At 54.8% G+C, this 22,212-nt stretch carries 24 protein-coding genes; 10 read left to right on the plus strand and 14 right to left on the minus strand.

Annotation, left to right across the window (positions count from 1 at the left end):
* The first annotated feature begins 315 nt into the window (after positions 1-315).
* The 5 genes from ACWKX3_RS06530 to lpp all read left to right on the plus strand — a co-directional run bounded on the left by ACWKX3_RS06530 (position 316) and on the right by lpp (position 5,179).
* On the plus strand, positions 316-1,686 hold the full coding sequence (locus tag ACWKX3_RS06530; protein WP_153681556.1) for a pyridoxal-phosphate dependent enzyme: 1,371 nt from the start codon (positions 316-318) through the stop codon (positions 1,684-1,686).
* Between the two features lie 11 nt (positions 1,687-1,697).
* Positions 1,698-2,843 carry a trans-sulfuration enzyme family protein gene (locus ACWKX3_RS06535; RefSeq protein ID WP_454541481.1) on the plus strand — a complete coding sequence of 382 codons (1,146 nt, stop codon included), beginning with the start codon at positions 1,698-1,700 and terminating at the stop codon, positions 2,841-2,843.
* Positions 2,844-2,916: 73 nt separating this feature from the next.
* Positions 2,917-3,213 carry a protein YnhH gene (gene ynhH, locus ACWKX3_RS06540; protein ID WP_420026201.1) on the plus strand — a complete coding sequence of 99 codons (297 nt, stop codon included), beginning with the start codon at positions 2,917-2,919 and terminating at the stop codon, positions 3,211-3,213.
* 7 nt (positions 3,214-3,220) lie between these two features.
* The gene (pykF, locus tag ACWKX3_RS06545) at positions 3,221-4,633 is read left to right on the plus strand and encodes a pyruvate kinase PykF (RefSeq protein WP_006174910.1); all 1,413 of its coding nucleotides are present in this window, start codon (positions 3,221-3,223) and stop codon (positions 4,631-4,633) included.
* 309 nt (positions 4,634-4,942) lie between these two features.
* Complete coding sequence (gene lpp, locus ACWKX3_RS06550; RefSeq protein ID WP_001082307.1) at positions 4,943-5,179, plus strand: murein lipoprotein Lpp; 237 nt, start codon at positions 4,943-4,945, stop codon at positions 5,177-5,179.
* Positions 5,180-5,236: 57 nt separating this feature from the next.
* Here lpp and ldtE read toward each other — a convergent pair whose 3' ends face one another.
* The 7 genes from ldtE to sufA all read right to left on the minus strand — a co-directional run bounded on the left by ldtE (position 5,237) and on the right by sufA (position 11,865).
* Positions 5,237-6,250 carry a L,D-transpeptidase LdtE gene (ldtE, locus tag ACWKX3_RS06555; protein WP_454541482.1) on the minus strand — a complete coding sequence of 338 codons (1,014 nt, stop codon included), beginning with the start codon at positions 6,248-6,250 and terminating at the stop codon, positions 5,237-5,239.
* 97 nt (positions 6,251-6,347) lie between these two features.
* Positions 6,348-6,764, minus strand: a complete 417-nt coding sequence (gene sufE, locus ACWKX3_RS06560; RefSeq protein ID WP_006174908.1) for a cysteine desulfuration protein SufE — start codon at positions 6,762-6,764, stop codon at positions 6,348-6,350.
* A gap of 14 nt (positions 6,765-6,778) precedes the next feature.
* Positions 6,779-7,999, minus strand: a complete 1,221-nt coding sequence (gene sufS / locus ACWKX3_RS06565) for a cysteine desulfurase SufS (protein WP_454541483.1) — start codon at positions 7,997-7,999, stop codon at positions 6,779-6,781.
* Positions 7,996-9,267, minus strand: coding sequence for a Fe-S cluster assembly protein SufD (sufD, locus tag ACWKX3_RS06570; protein ID WP_153681553.1), 1,272 nt, complete (start codon positions 9,265-9,267; stop codon positions 7,996-7,998). Before sufD ends, sufS begins: the two co-directional genes overlap by 4 nt.
* On the minus strand, positions 9,242-9,988 hold the full coding sequence (sufC, locus tag ACWKX3_RS06575; protein WP_006174905.1) for a Fe-S cluster assembly ATPase SufC: 747 nt from the start codon (positions 9,986-9,988) through the stop codon (positions 9,242-9,244). The genes sufD and sufC overlap by 26 nt, the downstream gene beginning before the upstream one ends.
* A 9-nt stretch (positions 9,989-9,997) precedes the next feature.
* Positions 9,998-11,488, minus strand: coding sequence for a Fe-S cluster assembly protein SufB (sufB, locus tag ACWKX3_RS06580; protein WP_454541484.1), 1,491 nt, complete (start codon positions 11,486-11,488; stop codon positions 9,998-10,000).
* Positions 11,489-11,496: 8 nt separating this feature from the next.
* Complete coding sequence (sufA, locus tag ACWKX3_RS06585; RefSeq protein WP_006174903.1) at positions 11,497-11,865, minus strand: Fe-S cluster assembly scaffold SufA; 369 nt, start codon at positions 11,863-11,865, stop codon at positions 11,497-11,499.
* Positions 11,866-12,469: 604 nt separating this feature from the next.
* Here sufA and ACWKX3_RS06590 point away from each other — a divergent pair.
* On the plus strand, positions 12,470-12,838 hold the full coding sequence (locus ACWKX3_RS06590) for a CHAP domain-containing protein (protein WP_454541485.1): 369 nt from the start codon (positions 12,470-12,472) through the stop codon (positions 12,836-12,838).
* A gap of 1 nt (position 12,839) precedes the next feature.
* A complete protein-coding gene (locus tag ACWKX3_RS06595; RefSeq protein ID WP_088207436.1) occupies positions 12,840-13,274 on the plus strand; it encodes a DUF3828 domain-containing protein in 435 nt (144 codons plus the stop codon).
* Positions 13,275-13,402: 128 nt separating this feature from the next.
* Here the strand turns inward: ACWKX3_RS06595 and ACWKX3_RS06600 are convergent, their stop codons facing one another.
* Together ACWKX3_RS06600 and ACWKX3_RS06605 are read right to left on the minus strand one after the other, a co-directional pair.
* Positions 13,403-14,137: a MerR family transcriptional regulator gene (locus ACWKX3_RS06600; protein ID WP_454541689.1), complete on the minus strand. Its 735-nt coding sequence runs from the start codon at positions 14,135-14,137 to the stop codon at positions 13,403-13,405.
* Positions 14,138-14,325: 188 nt separating this feature from the next.
* Positions 14,326-15,546: a diguanylate phosphodiesterase gene (locus ACWKX3_RS06605; RefSeq protein ID WP_088207437.1), complete on the minus strand. Its 1,221-nt coding sequence runs from the start codon at positions 15,544-15,546 to the stop codon at positions 14,326-14,328.
* 340 nt (positions 15,547-15,886) lie between these two features.
* Here ACWKX3_RS06605 and ycgZ point away from each other — a divergent pair, with 340 nt between their 5' ends.
* From ycgZ to ACWKX3_RS06620, 3 genes are read left to right on the plus strand one after another with little or no spacing between them, the layout of a single operon-like run.
* A complete protein-coding gene (gene ycgZ / locus ACWKX3_RS06610) occupies positions 15,887-16,126 on the plus strand; it encodes a regulatory protein YcgZ (protein ID WP_042319640.1) in 240 nt (79 codons plus the stop codon).
* The gene (locus ACWKX3_RS06615; protein ID WP_454541486.1) at positions 16,126-16,446 is read left to right on the plus strand and encodes a hypothetical protein; all 321 of its coding nucleotides are present in this window, start codon (positions 16,126-16,128) and stop codon (positions 16,444-16,446) included. The genes ycgZ and ACWKX3_RS06615 overlap by 1 nt, the downstream gene beginning before the upstream one ends.
* Before the next feature lie 29 nt (positions 16,447-16,475).
* Positions 16,476-16,754: a biofilm/acid-resistance regulator YmgB/AriR gene (locus ACWKX3_RS06620; RefSeq protein ID WP_006174895.1), complete on the plus strand. Its 279-nt coding sequence runs from the start codon at positions 16,476-16,478 to the stop codon at positions 16,752-16,754.
* Positions 16,755-16,829: 75 nt separating this feature from the next.
* Here the strand turns inward: ACWKX3_RS06620 and ACWKX3_RS06625 are convergent, their stop codons facing one another.
* Genes ACWKX3_RS06625 through ACWKX3_RS06645 form a run of 5 tightly spaced genes read right to left on the minus strand, consistent with a single transcriptional unit; the run spans position 16,830 to position 22,207 of the window.
* Positions 16,830-17,462: a helix-turn-helix transcriptional regulator gene (locus tag ACWKX3_RS06625; protein ID WP_454541487.1), complete on the minus strand. Its 633-nt coding sequence runs from the start codon at positions 17,460-17,462 to the stop codon at positions 16,830-16,832.
* 25 nt (positions 17,463-17,487) lie between these two features.
* Positions 17,488-17,994: a fimbrial protein gene (locus ACWKX3_RS06630; RefSeq protein ID WP_400403542.1), complete on the minus strand. Its 507-nt coding sequence runs from the start codon at positions 17,992-17,994 to the stop codon at positions 17,488-17,490.
* A 15-nt stretch (positions 17,995-18,009) separates the two neighbouring features.
* Positions 18,010-18,957, minus strand: coding sequence for a fimbrial protein (locus tag ACWKX3_RS06635; RefSeq protein ID WP_058608963.1), 948 nt, complete (start codon positions 18,955-18,957; stop codon positions 18,010-18,012).
* Between the two features lie 10 nt (positions 18,958-18,967).
* On the minus strand, positions 18,968-21,490 hold the full coding sequence (locus ACWKX3_RS06640) for a fimbria/pilus outer membrane usher protein (protein WP_454541488.1): 2,523 nt from the start codon (positions 21,488-21,490) through the stop codon (positions 18,968-18,970).
* A 36-nt stretch (positions 21,491-21,526) separates the two neighbouring features.
* Positions 21,527-22,207, minus strand: coding sequence for a fimbrial biogenesis chaperone (locus ACWKX3_RS06645; protein ID WP_058608965.1), 681 nt, complete (start codon positions 22,205-22,207; stop codon positions 21,527-21,529).
* Positions 22,208-22,212 lie beyond the last annotated feature (5 nt).

Consider the following 22,212-nt stretch of genomic DNA (forward strand, 5'->3'; position numbering starts at 1 on the left):
GACCAAAATGGAATGTCTTATAACCTGACGAAATAAGAGGCGCTGCTACAGCCTGCAAGCCTGTTAGATGAATTTCAGCAATTGATTTCTGGCGAATGCATATCCCGCCGCGCTCAGCCGGCAAAATCGGCTATTTTTAGCGCAATACAGGGCGATTTGGCCGTCCTCACTTCCAGAGCACTTTACGTCTTGCTGTCTTTCCCTCCCGAAACGGTATGAATATTCCTTTTTGTTATAAATGGCAGTGAAAGGTTCTTTATTGAGAAAATTTCAGGGTCCTATCATCCGGTCATGAAATCCTGAAAGGACATGACCATGACGATTTACCATTCCGTTACCGACCTGATTGGCCAGACGCCCGTCATCCAGCTGCACAAACTCGATACCGGCCCCTGCTCGCTGTTTCTTAAACTGGAAAACCAGAACCCCGGCGGCTCGATTAAAGATCGCGTGGCGCTGTCGATGATCGCGGAAGCGGAGCGCAGCGGCCTGTTGCAGCCCGGCGGCACGATTATTGAGGCCACTGCCGGGAATACGGGGCTGGGCCTGGCGCTGATTGCGGCGCAAAAAGGCTATGCGCTGATTCTGGTTGTCCCGGACAAAATGAGTCGTGAAAAGATATTCCACCTGCGTGCGCTGGGCGCGCAGGTGGTGCTCACCCGTTCAGACGTGAATAAAGGCCACCCGGCCTACTATCAGGATTACGCCCAACGTCTGGCGGACGAATTGCCCGGTGCGTTTTATATCGACCAGTTTAATAATCCTGCCAACCCGCTGGCGCACCGCACCACGACCGCACCGGAGCTGTTTGAGCAGCTTGATGGCAACATCGATGCCATTGTCGTTGGCGTTGGCTCCGGCGGAACGCTGGGTGGCCTGCAGGCATGGTTTGCCGAACACTCTCCTCACACCGAGTTCGTGCTGGCGGATCCCGCCGGGTCGGTTCTGGCCGATCAGGTTGAGACCGGGCGCTATCAGGATGCCGGCGCCTGGCTGGTCGAGGGGATTGGCGAAGACTTTATTCCCCCGCTGGCCCACATTGAGGGGGTGAACCGCGCCTGGCGCATCAGCGATCGCGAGGCTTTTGCCACCGCACGCGAGCTGCTGAAAACAGAGGGCATTCTGGCCGGCTCCTCCAGCGGCACGCTGCTCGCCGCCGCGCTGAAATATTGCCAGGCACAGTCCTCGCCCAAACGCGTGGTGACCTTCGCCTGCGACAGCGGCAATAAATATCTCTCAAAAATGTTTAACGACGACTGGCTGCGCCAGCAGGGGTTGATCTCGCGCCCTGCGGCTGGCGACCTGTCCGACTACATTGCCCTGCGGCACGACGAGGGTGCAACGGTGACCGCCGCACCGGATGACACGCTCTCCACCGTGCTGGCGCGAATGCGCCTGTATGACATCTCCCAGCTTCCGGTCATGGAGAATGGCCAGGTCGTTGGCATCATTGATGAGTGGGATCTGCTGCGCCATATCGGAGGGGATGGCGATCGTTTCGCGCTACCCGTCACCCGGGCCATGACGCGACAGGTTGAGTTTCTCGATAAACACGCCCCTGACAGCGCCCTGTTCAACATCTTTGACCGCGGTCTGGTCGCTGTCGTTACCGACAACGACCGTTTTTTAGGGCTGATCACGCGCAGCGACGTTCTGACCACCTGGCGCAACCGCCTGTCACAATAAAGGAATAAACGATGAAAAATCTGGCCACCCTCAGCGTTCACAGCGGCGAGTTTCGCGACGAGCACGGCGCGGTCATGCCGCCGATTTACGCCACGTCCACGTTTGCGCAACCGTCGCCGGGCGAGCACACAGGCTATGAATATTCCCGCAGCGGTAACCCGACCCGCCACGCGCTGGAAACCGCGATTGCCGGGCTTGAAGGCGGTTCGCGGGGCTACGCGTTTGCGTCCGGCCTCGCGGCGATTTCGACCGTGCTTGAGCTTCTGGATAAAGACAGCCATATCGTCGCCATTGATGACGTTTACGGCGGCACCTGGCGTCTGATAGAAAACGTGCGCAAGCGCAGCGCCGGGCTGCAGGTGAGCTGGGTGAAACCCGGCGACCTGGCGGCTATCGAAGCCGCGATCCGACCCCAGACGCGCATGGTCTGGGTAGAAACACCGACCAATCCGCTGTTAAAGCTGGCCGATCTGGCAGCGATAGCGGACATTGCGCGTCGTCATGGCGTTATCAGCGTGGCGGATAACACCTTTGCCTCACCGGTGATCCACCGTCCGCTGGCGTCCGGATTTGATATCGTGGTGCACTCCGCCACCAAATATCTTAACGGCCATTCGGACGTGGTGGCCGGGCTGGCGGTGGTGGGCGATAACCCGGCGCTGGCCGAACAGCTGGGCTTCCTGCAAAACGCCGTTGGCGGCGTTCTGGATCCGTTCAGCAGTTTCCTGACCCTGCGCGGCATCCGTACCCTTTCGCTGCGCGTCGAGCGCCACTCAATCAACGCGCTGGCCGTGGCCCAATGGCTTGAGCAGCAATCGCAGGTTGAGAGCGTATTTTACCCGGGGCTGGCGTCACACCCGCAGTATGAACTTGCCCGTCGCCAGATGGCGCTGCCCGGCGGCATGATTTCGCTGGTGGTTAAAGGCGATGCGCAACGCGCGACAGAGGTCATCCGCAAACTGAAACTGTTTACGCTTGCCGAAAGTTTGGGCGGCGTGGAGAGTCTGGTCAGCCAGCCCTACAGCATGACGCACGCCTCCATTCCTCTTGATCAGCGTCTGGCTAACGGTATCGTGCCGCAGCTTATCCGCCTGTCGGTGGGGATAGAGGACGCGCAGGATTTGATCGCCGACCTCGACCAGGCGCTGACTCTTTAAGCAATACGCGGCAGGTGTTGCACCTGCCGCCATAAGATGTCATTTCACCTTAACGCATTGATAACAATCTTATGTGAAACTGCACAGATTGTTTTTGAAACGCTGTTTCCATTTTCCTTTTGCCTCCCTTTCAGCGTATAATGCGCGCCAAATCCCTGGTGAATGGTTTCAGCGCTTGGAAGACAAAAAACCACGTACAACTTTTCCTCTCTCCCGTTGGGCTGTCACACAGGCACACTTTCTTCTGCACGCTCATTTGATGTCTCCTATCCTTAGTGCGTGTCATATACTCTTTTGCAACACAGGTTTGACTCCGCGGCGGTGCGCCCCCGGAGCGAGATTTCCATATCCTTCCCAACTTAAAGACTAAGACTGTCATGAAAAAGACGAAAATTGTTTGCACCATCGGCCCAAAAACCGAATCTGAAGAGATGCTGAGCAAAATGCTGGACGCCGGCATGAACGTTATGCGTCTGAACTTCTCTCACGGTGACTATGCTGAGCACGGTCAGCGTATCCAGAACTTGCGCAACGTGATGAGCAAGACCGGCAAAAAAGCCGCGATCCTGCTGGACACCAAAGGTCCTGAAATCCGTACCATCAAGCTGGAAGGCGGTAACGACGTTTCCCTGAAAGCGGGTCAGACCTTCACCTTCACCACCGACAAGTCCGTTGTCGGCAACAGCGAAACCGTTGCGGTAACCTATGAAGGCTTCACCAGCGATCTGTCCGTTGGCAACACCGTTCTGGTGGACGACGGCCTGATCGGCATGGAAGTGACCGCTATCGAAGGTAATAAAGTTATCTGTAAAGTGCTGAACAACGGCGACCTGGGCGAAAACAAAGGCGTTAACCTGCCGGGCGTTTCCATCGCGCTGCCAGCACTGGCTGAAAAAGACAAGCAAGACCTGATCTTCGGCTGCGAGCAAGGCGTTGACTTCGTGGCAGCGTCCTTTATCCGTAAGCGTTCCGACGTGGTGGAAATCCGTGAGCACCTGAAAGCGCACGGCGGCGAGAAGATTCAAATCATCTCCAAAATTGAAAACCAGGAAGGCCTGAACAACTTCGACGAAATCCTCGAAGCGTCTGACGGCATCATGGTTGCACGTGGTGACCTGGGCGTTGAAATCCCGGTTGAAGAAGTTATCTTCGCGCAGAAGATGATGATCGAGAAATGCGTTCGCGCGCGCAAAGTGGTTATCACCGCGACGCAGATGCTGGACTCCATGATCAAAAACCCACGCCCTACCCGCGCAGAAGCAGGCGACGTGGCGAACGCCATCCTCGACGGTACCGACGCAGTCATGCTGTCCGGTGAGTCTGCAAAAGGTAAATACCCGCTGGAAGCCGTTAGCATCATGGCGACCATCTGCGAGCGTACTGACCGCGTGATGACCAGCCGTCTGGACTTCAACAACGACAGCCGTAAACTGCGCATCACCGAAGCAGTGTGCCGCGGTGCGGTAGAAACCGCCGAAAAACTGGACGCGCCGCTGATCGTTGTGGCAACCCAGGGCGGTAAATCTGCTCGTGCAGTGCGTAAATACTTCCCGGACGCCACCATCCTGGCGCTGACCACTAACGAAACGACTGCGCGTCAGCTGGTGCTGAGCAAAGGCGTTGTGGCGCATCTGGTGGAAGAAATCGCATCAACTGACGATTTCTACATCCAGGGTAAAGAACTGGCGCTGCAAAGCGGTCTGGCACAGAAAGGCGACGTTGTGGTAATGGTTTCTGGTGCGCTGGTCCCAGCGGGCACCACTAACACCGCATCTGTTCACGTGCTGTAATAATTCCCGAACGAATTAATTTTGATTAAAGCGCCCCACGGGGCGCTTTTTTTATTCCTGTCTTTAGCCCTGTCTAATCAAAAAGCAAATCGGGTTTTTCTATTTAATCGCCAATTATCTAAGATGAATCCGATGAAAAATGCCTTTTTTAACATAGCTTTTTCGACAAAAATGCCAAATACGATGCTTCTTTGAGCGAACGATCAAAAATAGGCGCATTCCCAACAAAAAAATATTCTCAACCTAAAAAAGTTTGTGTAATACTTGTAACGCTACATGGAGATTAACTCAATCTAGAGGGTATTAATAATGAATCGTACTAAACTGGTACTGGGCGCGGTAATCCTGGGTTCTACTCTGCTGGCAGGTTGCTCCAGCAACGCTAAAATCGATCAGCTGTCTTCTGACGTTCAGACTCTGAACGCTAAAGTTGACCAGCTGAGCAACGACGTGAACGCAATGCGTTCTGACGTTCAGGCTGCTAAAGACGACGCAGCTCGCGCTAACCAGCGTCTGGACAACCAGGCTACTAAATACCGTAAGTAATAGTACCTGTTAATAAAATGGCGCACATTGTGCGCCATTTTTTTTGCCTTTTCCAGACTACTGCGTCACCTTCTCTGCCTCGCGCTCTGCAACCGCATCTGACCCCCGGCTATTTTGCACCGATAACACGTTTGTGCTCGCGGACGTGCCGCTCGCCGTTGACACGGCAACCGGTATCCCGGCCCGGCGTGACAACGCTTTATCAATAAGCGCTTTATCATTGCCCGCCTGCGCCACAAAGGTCGCAAAATCCGCTGAGTGGCTTATCGCTACGGTTTGCGGGTTCTCCCCTTCCTGCTGCGCCAGCGGACGGTGAACCTCGATGTAACGCCTGCCGTCTGGCTCCACGGCGAATTTGACCGGCTCGTTGATAATCTGGACCCGCGTGCCGACGCGCACCTGTTCGAACAGCGCTTTAATATCCGGGGCATTCATGCGCATACAGCCGGAACTGACGCGCAGACCGACGCTATCTGGTGCGCTGGTACCGTGGATGAGATATTCACCGTTACCGATGCCTAAACGCAGTGCAAAGCGTCCTAGCGGGTTATTTGGCCCTGCGGGTACGACAGGCGGCAGTTTAATGCCCTGCGCCAGTGAGCGTGCTCTGATGCCCGCCGTTGGCGTCCAGGTAGGATTGGGGATTTTCTGGCTCACGCGCGTGGTACTGACCGGCGTTTCCAGCCCCAGCTGGCCGATGCCAAGCGGATAGACCTCTACCCTGTTTTCATCCGGCGGGAAGTAATAGAGCCGCAGCTCTGCCAGGTTCACCACAATCCCCTCGCGCGGGGTGTCCGGTAGCAGCATTTGAGACGGTATAGTGATGACCGTGCCCGGCGCGGGGTTCACCGGTGCAATGGTATTATTGGTCTCAAGGATCAGCTGTGCGGCGGTGTTAAACCGTCGCGCAATGTCCTGCAGTTTATTATCGCCCTCCTGAATGGTGTACGTTTGATTTTGGCCAATAAGCCTGCTGCCGACGGGCGGCAAAGGGTAATCCACCGCACGGGCCGTATTAAGGGCACCGAGCGAACCTAAAAGTATAAGAGTAATGAAAGACGCGCGCTTCATGCTGAGATTCCTTATTCACTGACAGAACGCCAGAAAGCTGAAAAACCAGCGAGGCGGGAACCACCTCGCGAAACAGAATGAATGCTGTCCTGTAAGTCTAGCTAATGATTGCGGCTTTAGCGCGGATGGCGCGGATCATCGCTTCCAGACCCTGGGAGCGTGACGGGGTGAGATGCTGCGTGAGCGCCATTTTTTCAAACCACGGGCGCACGTCAAAGGCGACGATATCCTGAGGAGACATCTGGTGATAGAGAATAAACACGACGGCGATAAGCCCTTTTACAATGGCGGCATCGCTGTCACCCTGTAGCTCAATAACGCCGTCGCTATTCTGGTGCATCACAATCCACACCTGGCTCTGACAGCCCTGAATAATATTATCCGGGTTGTGGGCCTCTTCGCCGAGCGGCGGCAAACGCTGTCCCAGCTCAATAATATAGAGATACTTCTCTTCCCAGTTTGCGCAACGCCCGAAGTTACGCAGCAGTTTTTCTTTATCCGGCAGTTCTGCCATGTTTCGCCTCTTTGTTAACCCAGCAGCTGATGAATGCGCTTCAGCCCAGCCACCAGTCTGTCGACCTCTTCCATCGTGTTATACATCACCAGCGATGCCCGGCACATTGCCGGCACCTGGTACCACTCCATCAGCGGCATGGCGCAGTGATGTCCGGTACGTACCGCCACGCCGTAATTATCAAGGAAGCTCCCCACATCATAGGCGTGGTGTTTCCCCAGATTAAAGGCGATAACGCCCTGGCGGTTGGCTGGGCCGTATAACGTCAGGTCCGGCACGCTGGCAAGCTCCTGTAACGCATAATGCATCAGCAGCTGTTCGTATTCATGAATTGCCTCAAGGCCGATGGCCGAGACGTAAGATAACGCCGCCCCCAGGCCGATAATCCCGCCGGTGTTGGGCGTCCCCGCCTCAAAGCGCCACGGCGCACGGGCGTAGGTGGTGCCCTGCGTCAGGCTGACGGTGGCGATCATCGACCCGCCCCCTTCCCACGGCGGCATAGCTTGCAAAATATTTTCTTTGACGTACAGCACGCCAATACCGGTAGGCCCGTAAAGCTTATGGGCGGAGAAGACGTAGAAATCGCAATCCAGCGCCTGCACATCCACCGCGTGGTGCATCACCGCCTGAGCACCATCTATCAGCACCTTCGCGCCCACCTGATGCGCCTTCGCAACGATCTCCGCTACCGGGTTCTCGGTGCCCAGCACGTTAGAGACCTGCGTCACCGCCACCAGCCGCGTGCGCTCGTCCAGCAGCGCGTCGAGCTGCGCCAGCTGGAGCGTGCCATCGTCATGCAACGGGACCACGCGCAGCTCTGCACCGACGCGCTCGCAGAGCATCTGCCACGGCACGATATTGGCATGGTGCTCCATCCGTGTGATGATGATGTTATCACCCGCGTGCACCTGCGCGCTGCCCCAGCTGTTAGCCACCAGGTTGATCCCTTCGGTGGTGCCGCGCACAAAGACCAGCTCTTCCGGCGAGCGGGCGTTGAGGAACGCAGCGGCCTGAGTACGCACGTTTTCCATGCTTTGAGTGGCTTCGGCGCTAAGCGTGTGAATGCCACGATGCACGGCGGCATAGCCGTGGCGGTAGAACCCGGCTTCAGCGTCAATGACCTGATTGGGCTTCTGGGCACTGGCCGCGCTGTCGAGATAGGCCAGCGGCAGACCGTTGACTTCACGGGTCAGGACCGGGAAATCAGCCCGGATTTTTTCTACGGGAAAACTCATGCCTCGCCTCCAGGCAGACGCTGGCCAATACGAGTCAGGACCTGCTGTTTGAGTATGCCGTCGCGCAGGGCTTCCGTCAGCTCCGCGGCAAAGGCATAGATAATCATCTTCTGCGCGGCCTGCTGGTCAATGCCGCGCGAGCGCAGATAGAACATCTGCTCGTCGTCAATCCGCCCGACCGTTGCGCCGTGGCTGCATTTGACGTCATCGGCGTAGATCTCCAGCTGCGGCTTGGTATCCACCTCCGCCAGACGGCCCATCAGCAGGTTGTTGTTGGTCATCTGCCCGTCGGTCTTGATCGCATGCTGCGCCACATTGATCAGGCCGTTAAACACCGCACGCCCTTTATCGCTGACGATGGTTTTATGCAGCTGGCGGCTGTTACAGTAGCCTTTGTTGTGCTCAAGCCAGGTACGCGTGTCGCACACTTCTGATTTCACCGGCATCGCCAGGCTGTTGATGCGCAGGGTGGTGTTTTCACCGTTAAGCTGCGTGCTGGTGTTGTGTCTCAGCACCGCGCCGCCGAGCAGGAAGCTGTGGCTGTCGGCCGCGCCGTCTGGCCCCAGCGCAATGTCGTTATGAGCAAAGTGATGGCTCACCGGGTTTTCAAACGCCAGCTTGATGTGGTGAAGCTGGGCGTTCGCGGCCACGTTCATGGTCAGGCGCGCCCCGGTGAAATGGCGGGTATCGTTCAGGCTGACATAATGCTCGATGACCGTCGCCTCCGCCCCTTCCGCCAGCTCAACGTGGTGACGATAGTGCGCCGTGTTGATCTCATCGCCGTCCAGCCCCTGGGTGATGTGCATCAGCAGTAGCGGTTTGTCAGGGCGCTGGTTACGCCTGACGGAAATATGCGTCACGCTCTGCGCCAGGCTTTCGGTCAGGTGCAGGAAAACCTCAGGCTGCACGGGCGCATGCAGGTTCTGCCTATCGTTATTGATCGCCACCTCAAATCCGCTCTCCTGGGTGCTGTCGCTCAGTTCAGGCCGGAACTGCCCGTCAACAAAGACCAGACGCACCGCATCCAGGGTGAGCGCCAGCGCATCGCGCTGCGCCGGGTTAACGTCCGCCAGGCGCGTGACAAATTCGCCCTTCAGCAGACCATCGAGCGGGGTGTATTTCCAGTTCTCCTGCTTACGCGTCGGCAGGCCGAGGCGCAGCAGCTGCTGCAAATGGTGCTCAGCCTGTTCAGACCGGGTATTGCCCTGCGCTTCAAACAGGCGGTGCCACTGCTGGAGAACATTACTGCTGTTCGGTAAGCCAGCCATAACCTTGCTCCTCCAGTTGTTTGACCAGCGTAAAATCGCCGGATTTCACAATACGTCCCTGATAGAGCACGTGCACAAAATCCGGTTTGATGTAGTCAAGAATGCGCTGGTAGTGGGTCACGATGATGAACGAGCGGTTGCCATCGCGCAGGGAGTTAACCCCGTCCGCCACAATTTTCAGGGCATCGATATCCAGGCCGGAGTCGGTCTCATCCAGAATGCAAAGTTCCGGTTCGAGCACCGCCATCTGCAGGATATCGTTACGCTTTTTCTCACCGCCGGAGAAGCCGACGTTGACCGAGCGGGTCAGCAGGTCTTCCGGCATCTTTAGCAGCTTGATCTTCTCTTCCATTAGATCCTGGAAGTCAAAGCGGTCCAGCGCGTCGAGGCCGCGATACTTGCGTACCGCGTTGAGCGCGGTTTGCAGGAAGAACTGGTTGCTGACGCCGGGGATTTCCACCGGATACTGGAAGGCCATAAAAATGCCCTCGCCCGCCCGCTCTTCCGGCGACATCTCCAGAAGATCTTTGCCGTTAAACTCAACCGCGCCGTGGGTGACTTCGTAATCTTCTCGTCCTGCCAGCGTCGCAGAAAGCGTACTTTTCCCGGAGCCGTTTGGCCCCATGATGGCGTGGACTTCGCCCGGTTTGACGTTAAAGTTGAGACCGCGGAGGATCTCTTTATCTTCCACACTGACCTGTAAATCTTTAATGCTTAACATGTGCTTTCCTTAACCGACGCTGTGTTCAAGACTAATGGCGAGGAGTTTCTGGGCTTCAACGGCAAATTCCAGTGGCAGTTCAGAGAACACATCCTTGCAGAAGCCGTTCACAATCATCGAAATGGCATCTTCTTCGCTGATCCCACGCTGCAGGCAGTAGAAGAGCTGATCTTCCCCAATGCGCGAGGTTGTCGCCTCGTGCTCAAGCTGTGCGCTGTTGTTCCGGCACTCGACGTACGGGAAGGTGTGTGCCCCGCAGTCGGCACCGATCAGCATTGAGTCACACTGGGTAAAATTACGGGCGTTGGTCGCCGTCGGCATGATTTTCACCAGCCCGCGATAGCTGTTCTGGCTGTGCCCGGCAGAGATGCCTTTCGAGATGATCGTCGATTTGGTGTTTTTGCCGATATGGATCATCTTGGTGCCGGTATCCGCCTGCTGATGACCGCTGGTGAGCGCCACCGAGTAGAACTCGCCGATGGAGTTGTCCCCGCGCAAAATGCAGCTTGGGTATTTCCAGGTGATGGCCGAGCCGGTTTCCGACTGGGTCCAGGACATTTTGCTGTTCTCACCTTCGCACAGCGCGCGCTTGGTGACGAAGTTCAGAATGCCACCGGTATTGCCTTCCCCCGGGAACCAGTTTTGCACCGTGGAGTATTTCACTTCCGCGTCTTTGTGGATGATCACTTCCACAACCGCAGCATGAAGCTGGTAGCTGTCACGCACTGGCGCTGAGCACCCTTCGATATAGCTGACGTAACTGCCTTCATCGGCGACCAGGATAGTTCGTTCGAACTGACCGGTTTTCTCTGCGTTGATACGGAAATAGGTCGACAGCTCCATCGGGCAGCGCACCCCTTTCGGCACGTAAATAAAGGTACCGTCGGAAGCCACCGCGGCGTTCAGGGCCGCAAAGAAGTTGTCGTTACTCGGCACCACGGTACCGATGTACTTTTTCACCAGCTCAGGGTGATCGTGGATCGCTTCACCGAACGAGCAGAAGATGATCCCCTGTTCGCCCAGTTTTTCACGGTAGGTCGTCGCGACGGAGACGGAGTCAAAGATGGCGTCCACCGCCACCTCTTTGCCTTCGCGTACCGGTACCCCGAGCTGGTTGAAGGCGTCTTCTACCTCTTTACTGAGGAAGCCATTGTCAGCGCCGGTTTGCTGGACCGCGCCAGGCTGAGAGGCGCAGGTGTCATCACAGCTGCCGCAGGACGGCGCGGAGTAGTAGCTGTAATCCTGATAGTTCAGCTTATCGTAGTGCGCTTTCAGCCAGTGCGGCTCCTCCATTTCCAGCCAGGCGCGAAACGCGCTCAGGCGGAATTCGAGCATCCACTCCGGCTCATTACGCTTGGCCGAAATGGCACGCACAACCTCTTCGTTGATGCCTTTCGCCAGCTCATCGGTCTGCAACTGCGTGAAGAACCCCTCTTTATAGTTGAGGTGCCCGCCACTCCAGGTGTTAACATCACTCGTTGCTTCAGTATTACGAGACATAGTACCGCCTATACCCCAAAGCTTTCGCCGCAGCCACATTCGTTCTGGGCTTTCGGGTTATGAAATTTAAACAGCTGATTTAAACCTTCACGAACATAGTCAACCTCGGTGCCGTCGATAAAGGGCATCGCCTGCAGCGCGACGTAGAGCTTCGCGCCGTCAGTTTCAAACACCAGGTCATCTTTCGCAGGTTCTGTGACGGTATCCAGCACATAGCCGAAGCCTGCGCAGCCTGTTTGTTTTACGCCTAAACGCACGCCCAGTATCTCGGGCTTCTTCGCCACCAGTTCATGGATGTGGGCTGCAGCGGCGGGCGTAAGCGTTAGCCCACGCCAGGCAAAATCGGCAGGATTGAAGGTTTCTGAATGCAGTTCCATAGGTCCACCTCATCTAATAAGCCACCAGGGCATAACACCATGTTAGTGATAACGATTATCACTTCAACCCCTTGCGAGCAGGGGCTTTCGGCTTAATCGCCCTTTTTGGCGACTTTCCTTAAGCATAGACCCTGTAGCAGGTTGCAGGAGGGAGGGTTTGAATTGTTCAATGCATTGATAAATGGCGTATTTTTCAATAAGAGAGAATTAAAATCGGCAAAAGTAAAATATGCATCGGAAATGCCTATTATTAAGATAGATTTTCTGGTTTCTGCGGTTTTTAGCAATTTACGCTAAATCAAAGAGTTGCCGTTAAGGGGTTTCTGCAGGAACCTGCCGCTGGGTTATGCGCTGATTGCCTGACGTAGTGTTAACGGCAAGGTTCGTGAAACATCACCCCTATTTCTCAAAGTCTGGGTGTGGAAAGCGTTTATCCCTGCGAAGAACAGGCTTAATCGCGAAAGGTATTGAGTGAGGTTATTTACCCTTGTTTAAGCATGGATGCGATCTATTTTGGTTAATATCGCTTCGTCATTATTTACATCTTGCTCAATATATTCGGCGTAATGTTTCCCTGTTAATTGTTCATACAAAGGGAAAATTTATGTCATGGAATAAATCAGAAGCCGTTTCTTATGCCCACACCCACGCTCAGGCTCAGGCTCATACCGGCCATTATTGCGCGCGTGCCGTCGCTGCCGCCATTCGAGCTGGCGGCGTAAAAATCGAAGGCGCTAATGCTAAAGACTTCTGGCGGTCGCTCGAAAACGCAGGGTTTGTTAAAGTGTACGGGACCCCCGTTGCTGGAGATGTAGCAGTCATTGATGCACTGCCGGGCCCAGGTGAATATGGTCATGCATGCATATACGACGGCGCAGGAACGTGGTATTCCGATTTCAGACAAAACAGCTTATATCCAGGACCACGGTACAGAACGTTACAGCCTGCCGTGACGCTTTACAGGCATTATTAAAATGAAAAAAGTAGCCGTTCTTCTCATCCTCAGCGCCACCGCATCAGCAGCGGATGATATGCAAATTCCCATGCAGCGAGCGCTTGAATTTAATCGCTGGTACGTGAACCAGATTAATGACGACCACTTTCCCATTAGTGATAGCGGACGCATTGATACCTACGTCACCGCAAGCACTATGCAGAAATTGCGTCATGCGCAGGATCCGCGCTACGCCGATGAAGAATATTATGACGCAGATTTTTTCACCAAATCGCAATATATCGGTGACGACTGGGCGCAAAATGTGTCGATAGCTTCTTATGATGCCGATCCGGTTTGCGTTAACGTCAGCATCACTTACGGCAAAAAAAATCCCCACACGGTTATCGACTGTATGGTTAAGGAGAATGGTGTATGGAAAATTCAATCCGTCGCTGCACGAGATAATAACTGAACCACATTACAACGGATCATGAATGGAATTCATCCGTGAAAACATCGTCTCACCAGAAAGCATAAACCCCGCATCGGCGGGGTTCTCATCGTCAATCACATTATTATCGCGTGGCCGCGTTATACCGATTATTCTGCCCCGTGGAATGACACGGCAAAACCCTGTTCCCGCCAGTGATCCAGCTGTTCCTGCTGGCGTGCCGTAGGCGTTTTTCCCGTCCAGACGAAGATTTTTTGTCCCGGGAAAAGCTCGGGGCGCGGGGAATCAATGGGTTCAGCCAGGACGTCAATATGCCATCCTTTCCACGCCAGGCGTGCAGCTTCGAGCCAGAGATGGGTTCGGTCATCACACTCCCAGCCAATCAGCAGCGCGTCTTTGCCGACTTTCTTGCGCGATTCAACCAGGCTTGTGATGGCAAATTCAATCAGTACGCCGTCGAGCAGGCTCGCCATGTGACGCACCGTATTCTGGTCCTGATTCATTTTTTGACGTACGGGAGTGATAATCATGTCGATCAGCACATCCATCGCGTAGTCGCGACGAAACTCGCTGATCTTGGCGCGCAGCTTTGTTGGGTTCGCGTAGCGCAGAACGGTTAACATCTCTTCCTGAAGCACCACCCAACTGCTTTGGGTCAATACTTCTTTGTTTTCAAGTAACGCTTTAACTTTACCGACCGACACGCCGCTTTTCATCAGGCGCTTGATCTCTTCGATACGCAGGATATCTTCATCGTCAAACTGCCGATGACCCCCTTCGCTGCGCTGTGGCTTTAACAATCCATAACGGCGCTGCCAGGCACGCAGCGTAACGGGGTTAATACCGCATCGTTCGGCGACTTCGCCGATACTGTAATAGGCCATAAACTCCCTCACGCTCAATACTTCCATACCTAACTCGTCTTACCTTATCAGATTGTACAACGCATTTGTATAACTAACTCCTCATCCTGGAACAAGTGGATGGTGTACAAACCATCCACTCGTTAATGTATTGTTGTATAAATTTGATCGTTCGTACAGCTATGCGTGAGTCATAGTGTACAACCTGATTAAATTTCGAACTTTTTCTCAGGCCAGGCGATGGCTGGAACGCCGCCCAACCGTGGGCTGGCAAAAAGATGCCCCTGGAACTGAGAAATGCCAGCCGATTCCAGCCACATCCACTCTTCAGCCAGCTCAACGCCTACGGCACAAAACTGGATTTCAAGCGAAGCGCAGCACTTAATGATCGCCTGGATAATCGCCTGACGCGGCCCGCTTTTGTGAACGTTCGCCACCAGATCGCGGTTTATCTTGATTCTGTCCGGCTGAAACTGAGCCAGAAGCTGCAACCCGGCAAATCCGGCACCAAAGTGATCGATTGTCACGCTGATACCGGCGCTTTTAAGCTGTCTCACGGCGTGATTAAATTCCTCAAAGCGTGAAATGGCTTCGCTTTCAGTGAATTCCACCACGATTTGCTCCGGTACAAAGCCGTTCGCTTCGATTGCCGTGAGCAAAAAGTCCACCGCATTCGGCGCATTAACCAGCGTCATCGGCAGCAGATTGAGGGACAGCGTCTGGGTCTGAAGCCCCAGCGCGCAGGCCATGGAAAGCGCGACCTGCTTACTTTTCAGGTCGGCTTCATAGATGGCATTGCCCGTGAGTGATGAAAAATAGTCCGCTGGCGATCCGCCATCCACCGTACGGACAAGCGCTTCCCACGAGACCACCTGCTGCATAAACGGGTCAACGATAGGCTGAAACGCGAAGCTACAGTCTGCGCCCTTCGGCACCACAGCAGGCTGTGCGGATAACGCGGTTTCTTCCTGAACAAAATCCCAGGCATCCGCAGAGGGAAGTTCAAAGTAGTTGGCTTTTTCCGTAGCCTCAACGAACGTGCGGAAGAATTGCAGCGCGCGGTCGTTGTATGTCATCTGGTACTTGGTGGTGCCTTTGTCCAGCACCTGCTGGAGAACCTCGTCCCTGTCATATTTACGCAGGTCGAAAAGCTCCATCCCGACGTTACCAAACCGGCGTGAAGGCCCATGGTCGCAAAGCAGCTCCACCAGATTGTGATGTCGCGGATCGCGGCAAATATTCTGATAGATTGCCAAAACGCTCGCTTCGGGTCCCTCGAGTAACTGGAAAAAATGCGTTCCATTGAACAGCAAAATTCCGGTTACGTCCGCGTGTTGGTTCTTCCTGTTTGCAACCCCTACCATGTCTTCCAGTGCTTTTACTGGAACGTCCTCGCAGATGTGACTGCGGTAAATGATGGTTGTTAGCATGCTCGTTCCGGGGTTAAAAGGGTCGGCCACAAATCATTGTGGGTAGGGTTCTGTTATAGCACATTAATTCGCTAACAAATAATCTACATCTCAATAAGTTACATGCGATCGCACACCCCGCAAGCATCCTGTACAACACAGCATTCAGAACGCGCATTGTACAATATATCCTGACACAGTCGCATAAAATTAACTTCACATAACCACATGTTAAATAACAATATTTGTTATAAACGCTACAAAATATTTAAAAAACTGTACATTTTCCATGTACAGATTTAAAAAATGTGTATACCTTATTTGTAACGTTACTGATTACGGAATTTTACAGGAGCGAAACATGCAACAGAACGGTTACGTCGCTGACTCAGCAGCCGCGATTGCGCAGTACTTCGAAAAAGCCGCGCTTCCCACTCAGCAAGAGACGCTGGGCCAGGTGGTTGTTGAGATCCTGAGCGACGGGCGGAATTTGAATCGCAAATCGCTCTGCACCAAATTATTAAGTCGCCTTGAAAGGGCCTCCGGCCCGGAAGAGGAACAGCACTATCACATGCTGCTTGGACTGCTCTTTGAACGATAATGAACAGCAGTGATGTAGACAAACTGATCGACCAGCTTATCGGTGAAGCCGTTCTTTCTCTACTGAAAGAGCGGGGGCCAGTTACAACCGAAGCGCTGCTTCAGCGTCTGCAACGTATGAAAGCACATGAAAAGAATCCCCAGCGGCGGGAGACACTCGCGAAGGTGATTGCCGAAATGGGTGAAACCACAATCCCGTTTATGCGTCGCAGAGCCGCTCAAGGACGATCTAACAGAGAGGGATCTCTGAAATATAACAGAGACAATGTAGTGCCTTTATTTGGTAATGGAAAACCGTCCGATCCAAAGAAAATACATTGACTACAACTTAACAGCTACGGTGAGAACAAATGAGACAAAATATTCAGCTTCAACCCGAATACCATTCCGCCTTTTTAGATAGCGCGTTATCGGAGTATTTCCGTCACGCAGGCGAGCGTTTTGCTGAAGAGTCCGCTGTTTTTTCTACTGCAGTCCGTTGTGTTTTGGCCTCGGAAGGCCATCTGACCAATAAAGCCATTATTCTGTGGCTCATCCAGACGCTGGAAACCACGCACGATGTGGTCCAGGCAGACGTAATCCGCAAAACGCTGGAAATTGTGGTGGGCTACACCATGGACGATCTTTAACATCTTTCCCTCATTTATGCCGGCGTGTCATTTTATCCAGAATGACACGCCCTTTTCCTCTTCTGCTTTTTACGATTAATGACTCAGTTCGTCGCGAAATACGGCAGGCCAGTTATTTTTTTCTGCCAGCCGGTTCATCCACAGCACTAACTCATAATCACTCCGCAAATTGAATTTCTGCATCGCCATATATTTGTGCGTAAACACGGTTTTGCCGCTAATACGTAATTTATTGGCTATCTGCAGCACCGTCATACCTTTATGCAAGCCAATCATAATGCGGATTTGCTGGGGTGAGAGGTATTTTTGCTGGCAATCAAAACATGATACAGCCTGCTGATGATATTCAGGGCGCTGGAGGTTATGCCACAGACGGCAGAGTTCCTGGCGCATTCTGGCAAGCGATGCGCGTCGGGAGATAAAAATAATATCCTCAAAACAGGAGCCCAATGCGCAGGCGCGCCGGTCATCATCGACAAAGCCAATGATTATCCCCTTCTGTCGCGCATGCAGTTCCGGCAAACAGCTAAAGCACTCCCCTGGGCATAACGACAGCACGATGATATCGGCGTTTTTCACGCTTTCAGGTGTAAAGGTAAAATTAAAGCCGATAGTCTGCCCGCGTTCGCGCCAAAAGAAATCGCTAAAAAACGCGGTGAGTCCGCAGCGGAATAAGGCATTAGATTCTTTTATTACGATATTGATCATTTTTCTCTCTTTACGCTCATACCGTTCAGTTGTACTGCATGGTGAGGACCACCACCGCGCTCAGCGATCCGGGCGTTGCCCTGCCGTCGACCGATGTGACCACGGCCTGCATGGGCAGCGTGACCGTTCTGTCTGCGCCGATCGCCCGCGTAATTGTTGACCCGCTCCCCTTTAACGTCCCGCTGCTCGCCTCGGACATGGCAATAGCCACATGCGTCGCCGTGCCGCTGTTCTTGTAATACTCCGGCCCAGCGTCGGGATCAGGCGTCCCGGTGAAGAGCACCGTTACGCTCCGCGTGCCCGCCGGACACAGGGTAAAGGCCAGGTTAAACGAAACCGGATCGGTAGACGCGCCCGGGGTAGCCATGTTTGTAGCCTGATGATCGCCAAGGTTGATATCGAGATTGTCATTGCCTGCGTTAAACACGCAGGGTGACGCGACAATATTTCCCGTGACGTTCAGGTTCACACCATCCGCAGCCTCTGCACTGGTGCTCAGCAGGCTCGCCAACAGCAGCACTTTGATTTTCATCTTCACAGGCTCCCGCTACTGGTAGGTGAGATTAAGCGTGGCGGATGCATTCGCGGAGCCCGCCTCCACGGCCGGCAGCGTCTGATAATAGCGCGCGGTCAACGGAAACGTCTCCTGCCCACCCGCAGCGGACTTCATCACCAGACGGTTATTCAACGTCAGCGGCGTGCCGTTATATAACAGCTGTACGCCGACGCCTTTTGCCGTACCGGTGTTACCCTGTCCGGTTAAGGCCAGCACGCTGTTATTCGCCACATCGGGGTTCTGAATGCCGCTTAAGGTCGCCGTCACGTTGGCACCCGCATCGCAATTCAGCCCAAGGTTTTGGGTGTTTTGCGCGCCCGAAGGGGTAGTACCCACCGTTGAGCCAAACGTCGCGGCGGAGATATCGCCTATCGGAAAGGTCAGTTGCGGCGTGAGGATCGTGCAGGCCACGACGTTAACGGTTCCGTCGGTAATACGCGTGGTCAGGCCGTCGCGAAAAACGCCGTCAGCGTCCTGCACGGCGACGACGCCGACAACGCCCGGCGTCAGCGAGCCAGAAGTCACTGGCCCGGTGACAATCAGTTCAATTTTCCCGCCCCACCATTCCACGTAAGATGTCTGCGCGTTATACGAAAAGGTGTTCATCGGGTTGTCGAAATGCGGGCCCGAAGAGAAGCGGATACCAATTCCCGGGATATTGGTATCGTAGATATGATTGCCCAGGGTGCTCGGCACAGCATTCAGATAGCGCAGGCTGAACCCCAGCATTAACGGGTTGCTGCAGCCACTTAAATACGATTTCGTCGTGGTGGCCGCGCGGGAAAAGATAACCGTCCCCACCGCGACATCGCGCTGCACTGACAACGTCCCTACCGAGAGCGTCGACTCCAGGGGCGTGATCGTCGTGCAGGTGCCGGCGACCGCGACAGGTGCGCTTAACGCGAGACAAAGCATAAAAATGAAGATCGGTAATCGCATCGGTTAAACCCTAAAGGCAGTTAATTGTCAGTTCGGTCATGCCCGCCGGAGAAGGCTGGTTCGCAAGTGCGAACGCGGCGCGGCACTGCTGGTCCGGGCCAGGCCCCCACTTCACGTCGAGCGTTCCCCGATCCTCCAGGCCGGAGAGGTACGCCTGCCCTCTGTCGCCCACAATCACGCTGTCGCTCTCCGTGCGCGCCAGGGTGACGATGGCACCAAAAGGCACGGCACGCCCCCGGTAAAGCAAGGTTATCAGGGCGCGGCGGCCAATTTTCGCCCTGTAGTCCGATCGCACTACCGCGCCACGGGTTGGCGTCACCGTCTGGGTGGTCAGCTCCAGCTCGACGTCGTCAGGCAGGCTTTCGGGCGCGAGGGTAATGTCGTTTTGACGGTATACCGACAGATTGCTGACCACCGTATAGCCGCGAAAGTCAGTTTTGACGCCCGGCTGGTTGCGGATAGCAACATCATGCGCGCCCGGCGCTTTAACCAGTGAGTTGGTCTCGCCAAGCGGCTGCGTGAGCGTCAGGCCATTCTCATGCAGAAGGATCCCGCCCTGCAGGCCATAGTTGAGGCGGGCGCTCTGTTTGTCGTAGCCGTATCCCAGGCTCGCATCGCCGTAAGCACCTTTATAATCGCCGCTCAGGGTGCCGGAGTTGCCTGCGCCACGGGTGCCATAGCCCTGCTGCAGGTTCCAGCTCAAGGCCTGATTGTCCAGTGCCACACCGTTCAGGCCGACGTTGTGCGTCGTGCCATTATGTTTACTGACGTTCATCCCTTCACTGGCCCACGTCTGCGGCAGGAACGTATCAAGCGGGACGCTGATGTTCAGGGCCAGAAGCTGATCTTTTTCATACCGCTTTTGGCTGCCACTGGCGTCGGGGGTGCCGTTTCTGCTGTACGTCCACGTCAACCCGAAGCTGACATGCCGCCAGTAGTTGTTATACCCAAGGCTGTAGGACGCCATGGTTCGTCCGGAATTCCAGTAATCTTCCCGCGCCGCGCTCAGCATCAGCGACCCACGGTTTCCGCCGAGCGACTGACTCATCGTCAACTCCGCCCGGTTGCGACGCCGCTCCTGAACGATGCGGTTATCGCCATACGTATCCAGAGTCTCCTGCATGCCGTAATAGCCGCGGGTGGCATAGCGGTAGCCCGCAATTGAAAAATGGGTGCCAGTGCTGACCATGTTTTTAGCGTATCGCGCCCGCAGGGACTCGCCGTGAGCCTGGCCCTCGCCCTGAGGCGATGATTCGCTCCGCGTCACGTCCACAGACACGGCACCGAGGCCGCCCATATTTTTTCCGACGCCCAGCGACAGGGCCTGATACTTAGCGCATGCCTGCAGGCCGCCGTAAAGGGTGTATCCCTGCGGCAAACCATATATGGCCGTCACTACGCCAAACGGCGTGTTTTCTACGCTGCGGTCATACGAGCGGTACTGTCCGGCGGTGAGCGCGTATTTCAGTCGCCCTTCCCGCTGCAAAACCGGCAGAGAAGCAAACGGCAGCGTAAAGTGCTGCTCGCTCCCGTCACTTTCCACTATGGTGACGTCAAGATCCCCCGCGCCGCCGGTGGGGTACATATCGGTAATCGCAAAGGCCCCGGGCGCCACGTAGGTCTGGTAAATCTGATAGCCGTTCTGGCGCACAACTACCTGGGCATTGGTGCGGGCAATCCCTCTGACCACCGGGGCGTACCCTTTCTGCGAATCCGGCAGCATATCGTCATCCGAGGCCAACTGGCCGCCGCGAAACGGCAGACTGTCAAACACATCCGAGGGGGACGCGCTGTCGCCTAACGTGAGCTGCGCTTTCAGGGGGATAATGGCGCGCTGAACATAGGTATAAACCGTATCCGTGCTGCTCTGCCCTGACGCGTCTCGCGACCAGGTGCTGTAATTTCGCAGACGCCACGGTCCGACGTTAAGCCCCGGACGCAGGTTAATGTACTGGCTGCTGGCGTCCGTTCCGGTATGTTGCCTGGCCCAGCCTTTTGCCCCGCTAATGCTGTAATTCAGCATGGCAGCGGTGATCCCGTCGTCCCAGCGGTCGGGCGAGACATAGCCGCGTGCGGGCATAGCGATCGCAGCCTGCGGAATACTGATGATGAGCCGCTGCGCCGCAAACTCAAACCGTGCGCTGGCCTGCGGGATCGCCTCCAGGTTGACGCAGTCCGCGCTGTCTTGCGACAACGCGGGGAACAGCGCGGTTTTTACACCCCACGCCTTTAGCCGCTCAAGGCTCAGACAGGGCTGCAAGGGTGCGTCCGCGGCTTTCCCTGCAATAAACTGCACGTCTTTGGTCTCTACAAGCTGGCCGTCGAGAATAATGTCAACGCGGTACTGGCCCGGCGCCTGGCCGCCTGTTTCAAACGCGGACAAATCCGCTTTGCCCATATCCGGGTTATCCAGCTCCACCAGCTCGGGGTTGAATGTTTCACGGGCGTAAACTGACTGCGCGACGTTGAAAAACGCAACGACAAAATATAACGCCTGACGCGCGGGCCACATTTTATTCTTTTTCGTTGCCATTTCTTTTCCCTGATCTTTTCAGGAGAGACCTTTACTTTATAATGACGCGTTAACCTGATGGGTTATTCCAGGGCTGCCGTAGTCATTGATGATTTTAAATGTCATTGCACTGCCATTAGCCCCTTGCGGAATAGCAAAGCGGGTGACCGAACCTGGCAGAACAAACGTCACGTCTTCCACTTTCTTTCCACCCAGGCTAATTTCATTAAAATTGATGACGTATTGCGTCGGGTTCGATACTTCCAGAGTATTGCCCCTGCGCTGCCATTTTAACTGGTTCGCCTGTTCTTCCGGGCTGGAGCCTTTCAAATTAGCCGGACGATAAATCAGCTTTATGCGTGTTTTCACGGCAATTTGCAGGGCATTGGTTTGGGCTGCCGATGAGGGAATGGCTTTTATATTGAGCCAGAACAAACTCTCTTTATTCTGGGGCAGTGCGCCGGTCAGCACGATGCGTTCAACGTTTTGCTGCCCACCCTCCAGACGATAAAGCGGAGGCGTAATTACAAACGGCGCTTTATTATTCTCCCCTTGTGGCATATCCACCCAGGACTGAATCAGATAAGGCGAACTGTCAGGGTTATTAACGTTAATGGAGGCCTCTTTTTTAGCCCCGTCAAAAATAACGCGCGTTCCGCCGATAATCACACCGGCGTACGCGTCCGTTATGCCCAGAGCAGCGGCCGATATCAGAATCATTTTGCCAATAACTTTCATTTTTC

The sequence above is a fragment of the Enterobacter sp. UPMP2052 genome, assembly GCF_053709675.1.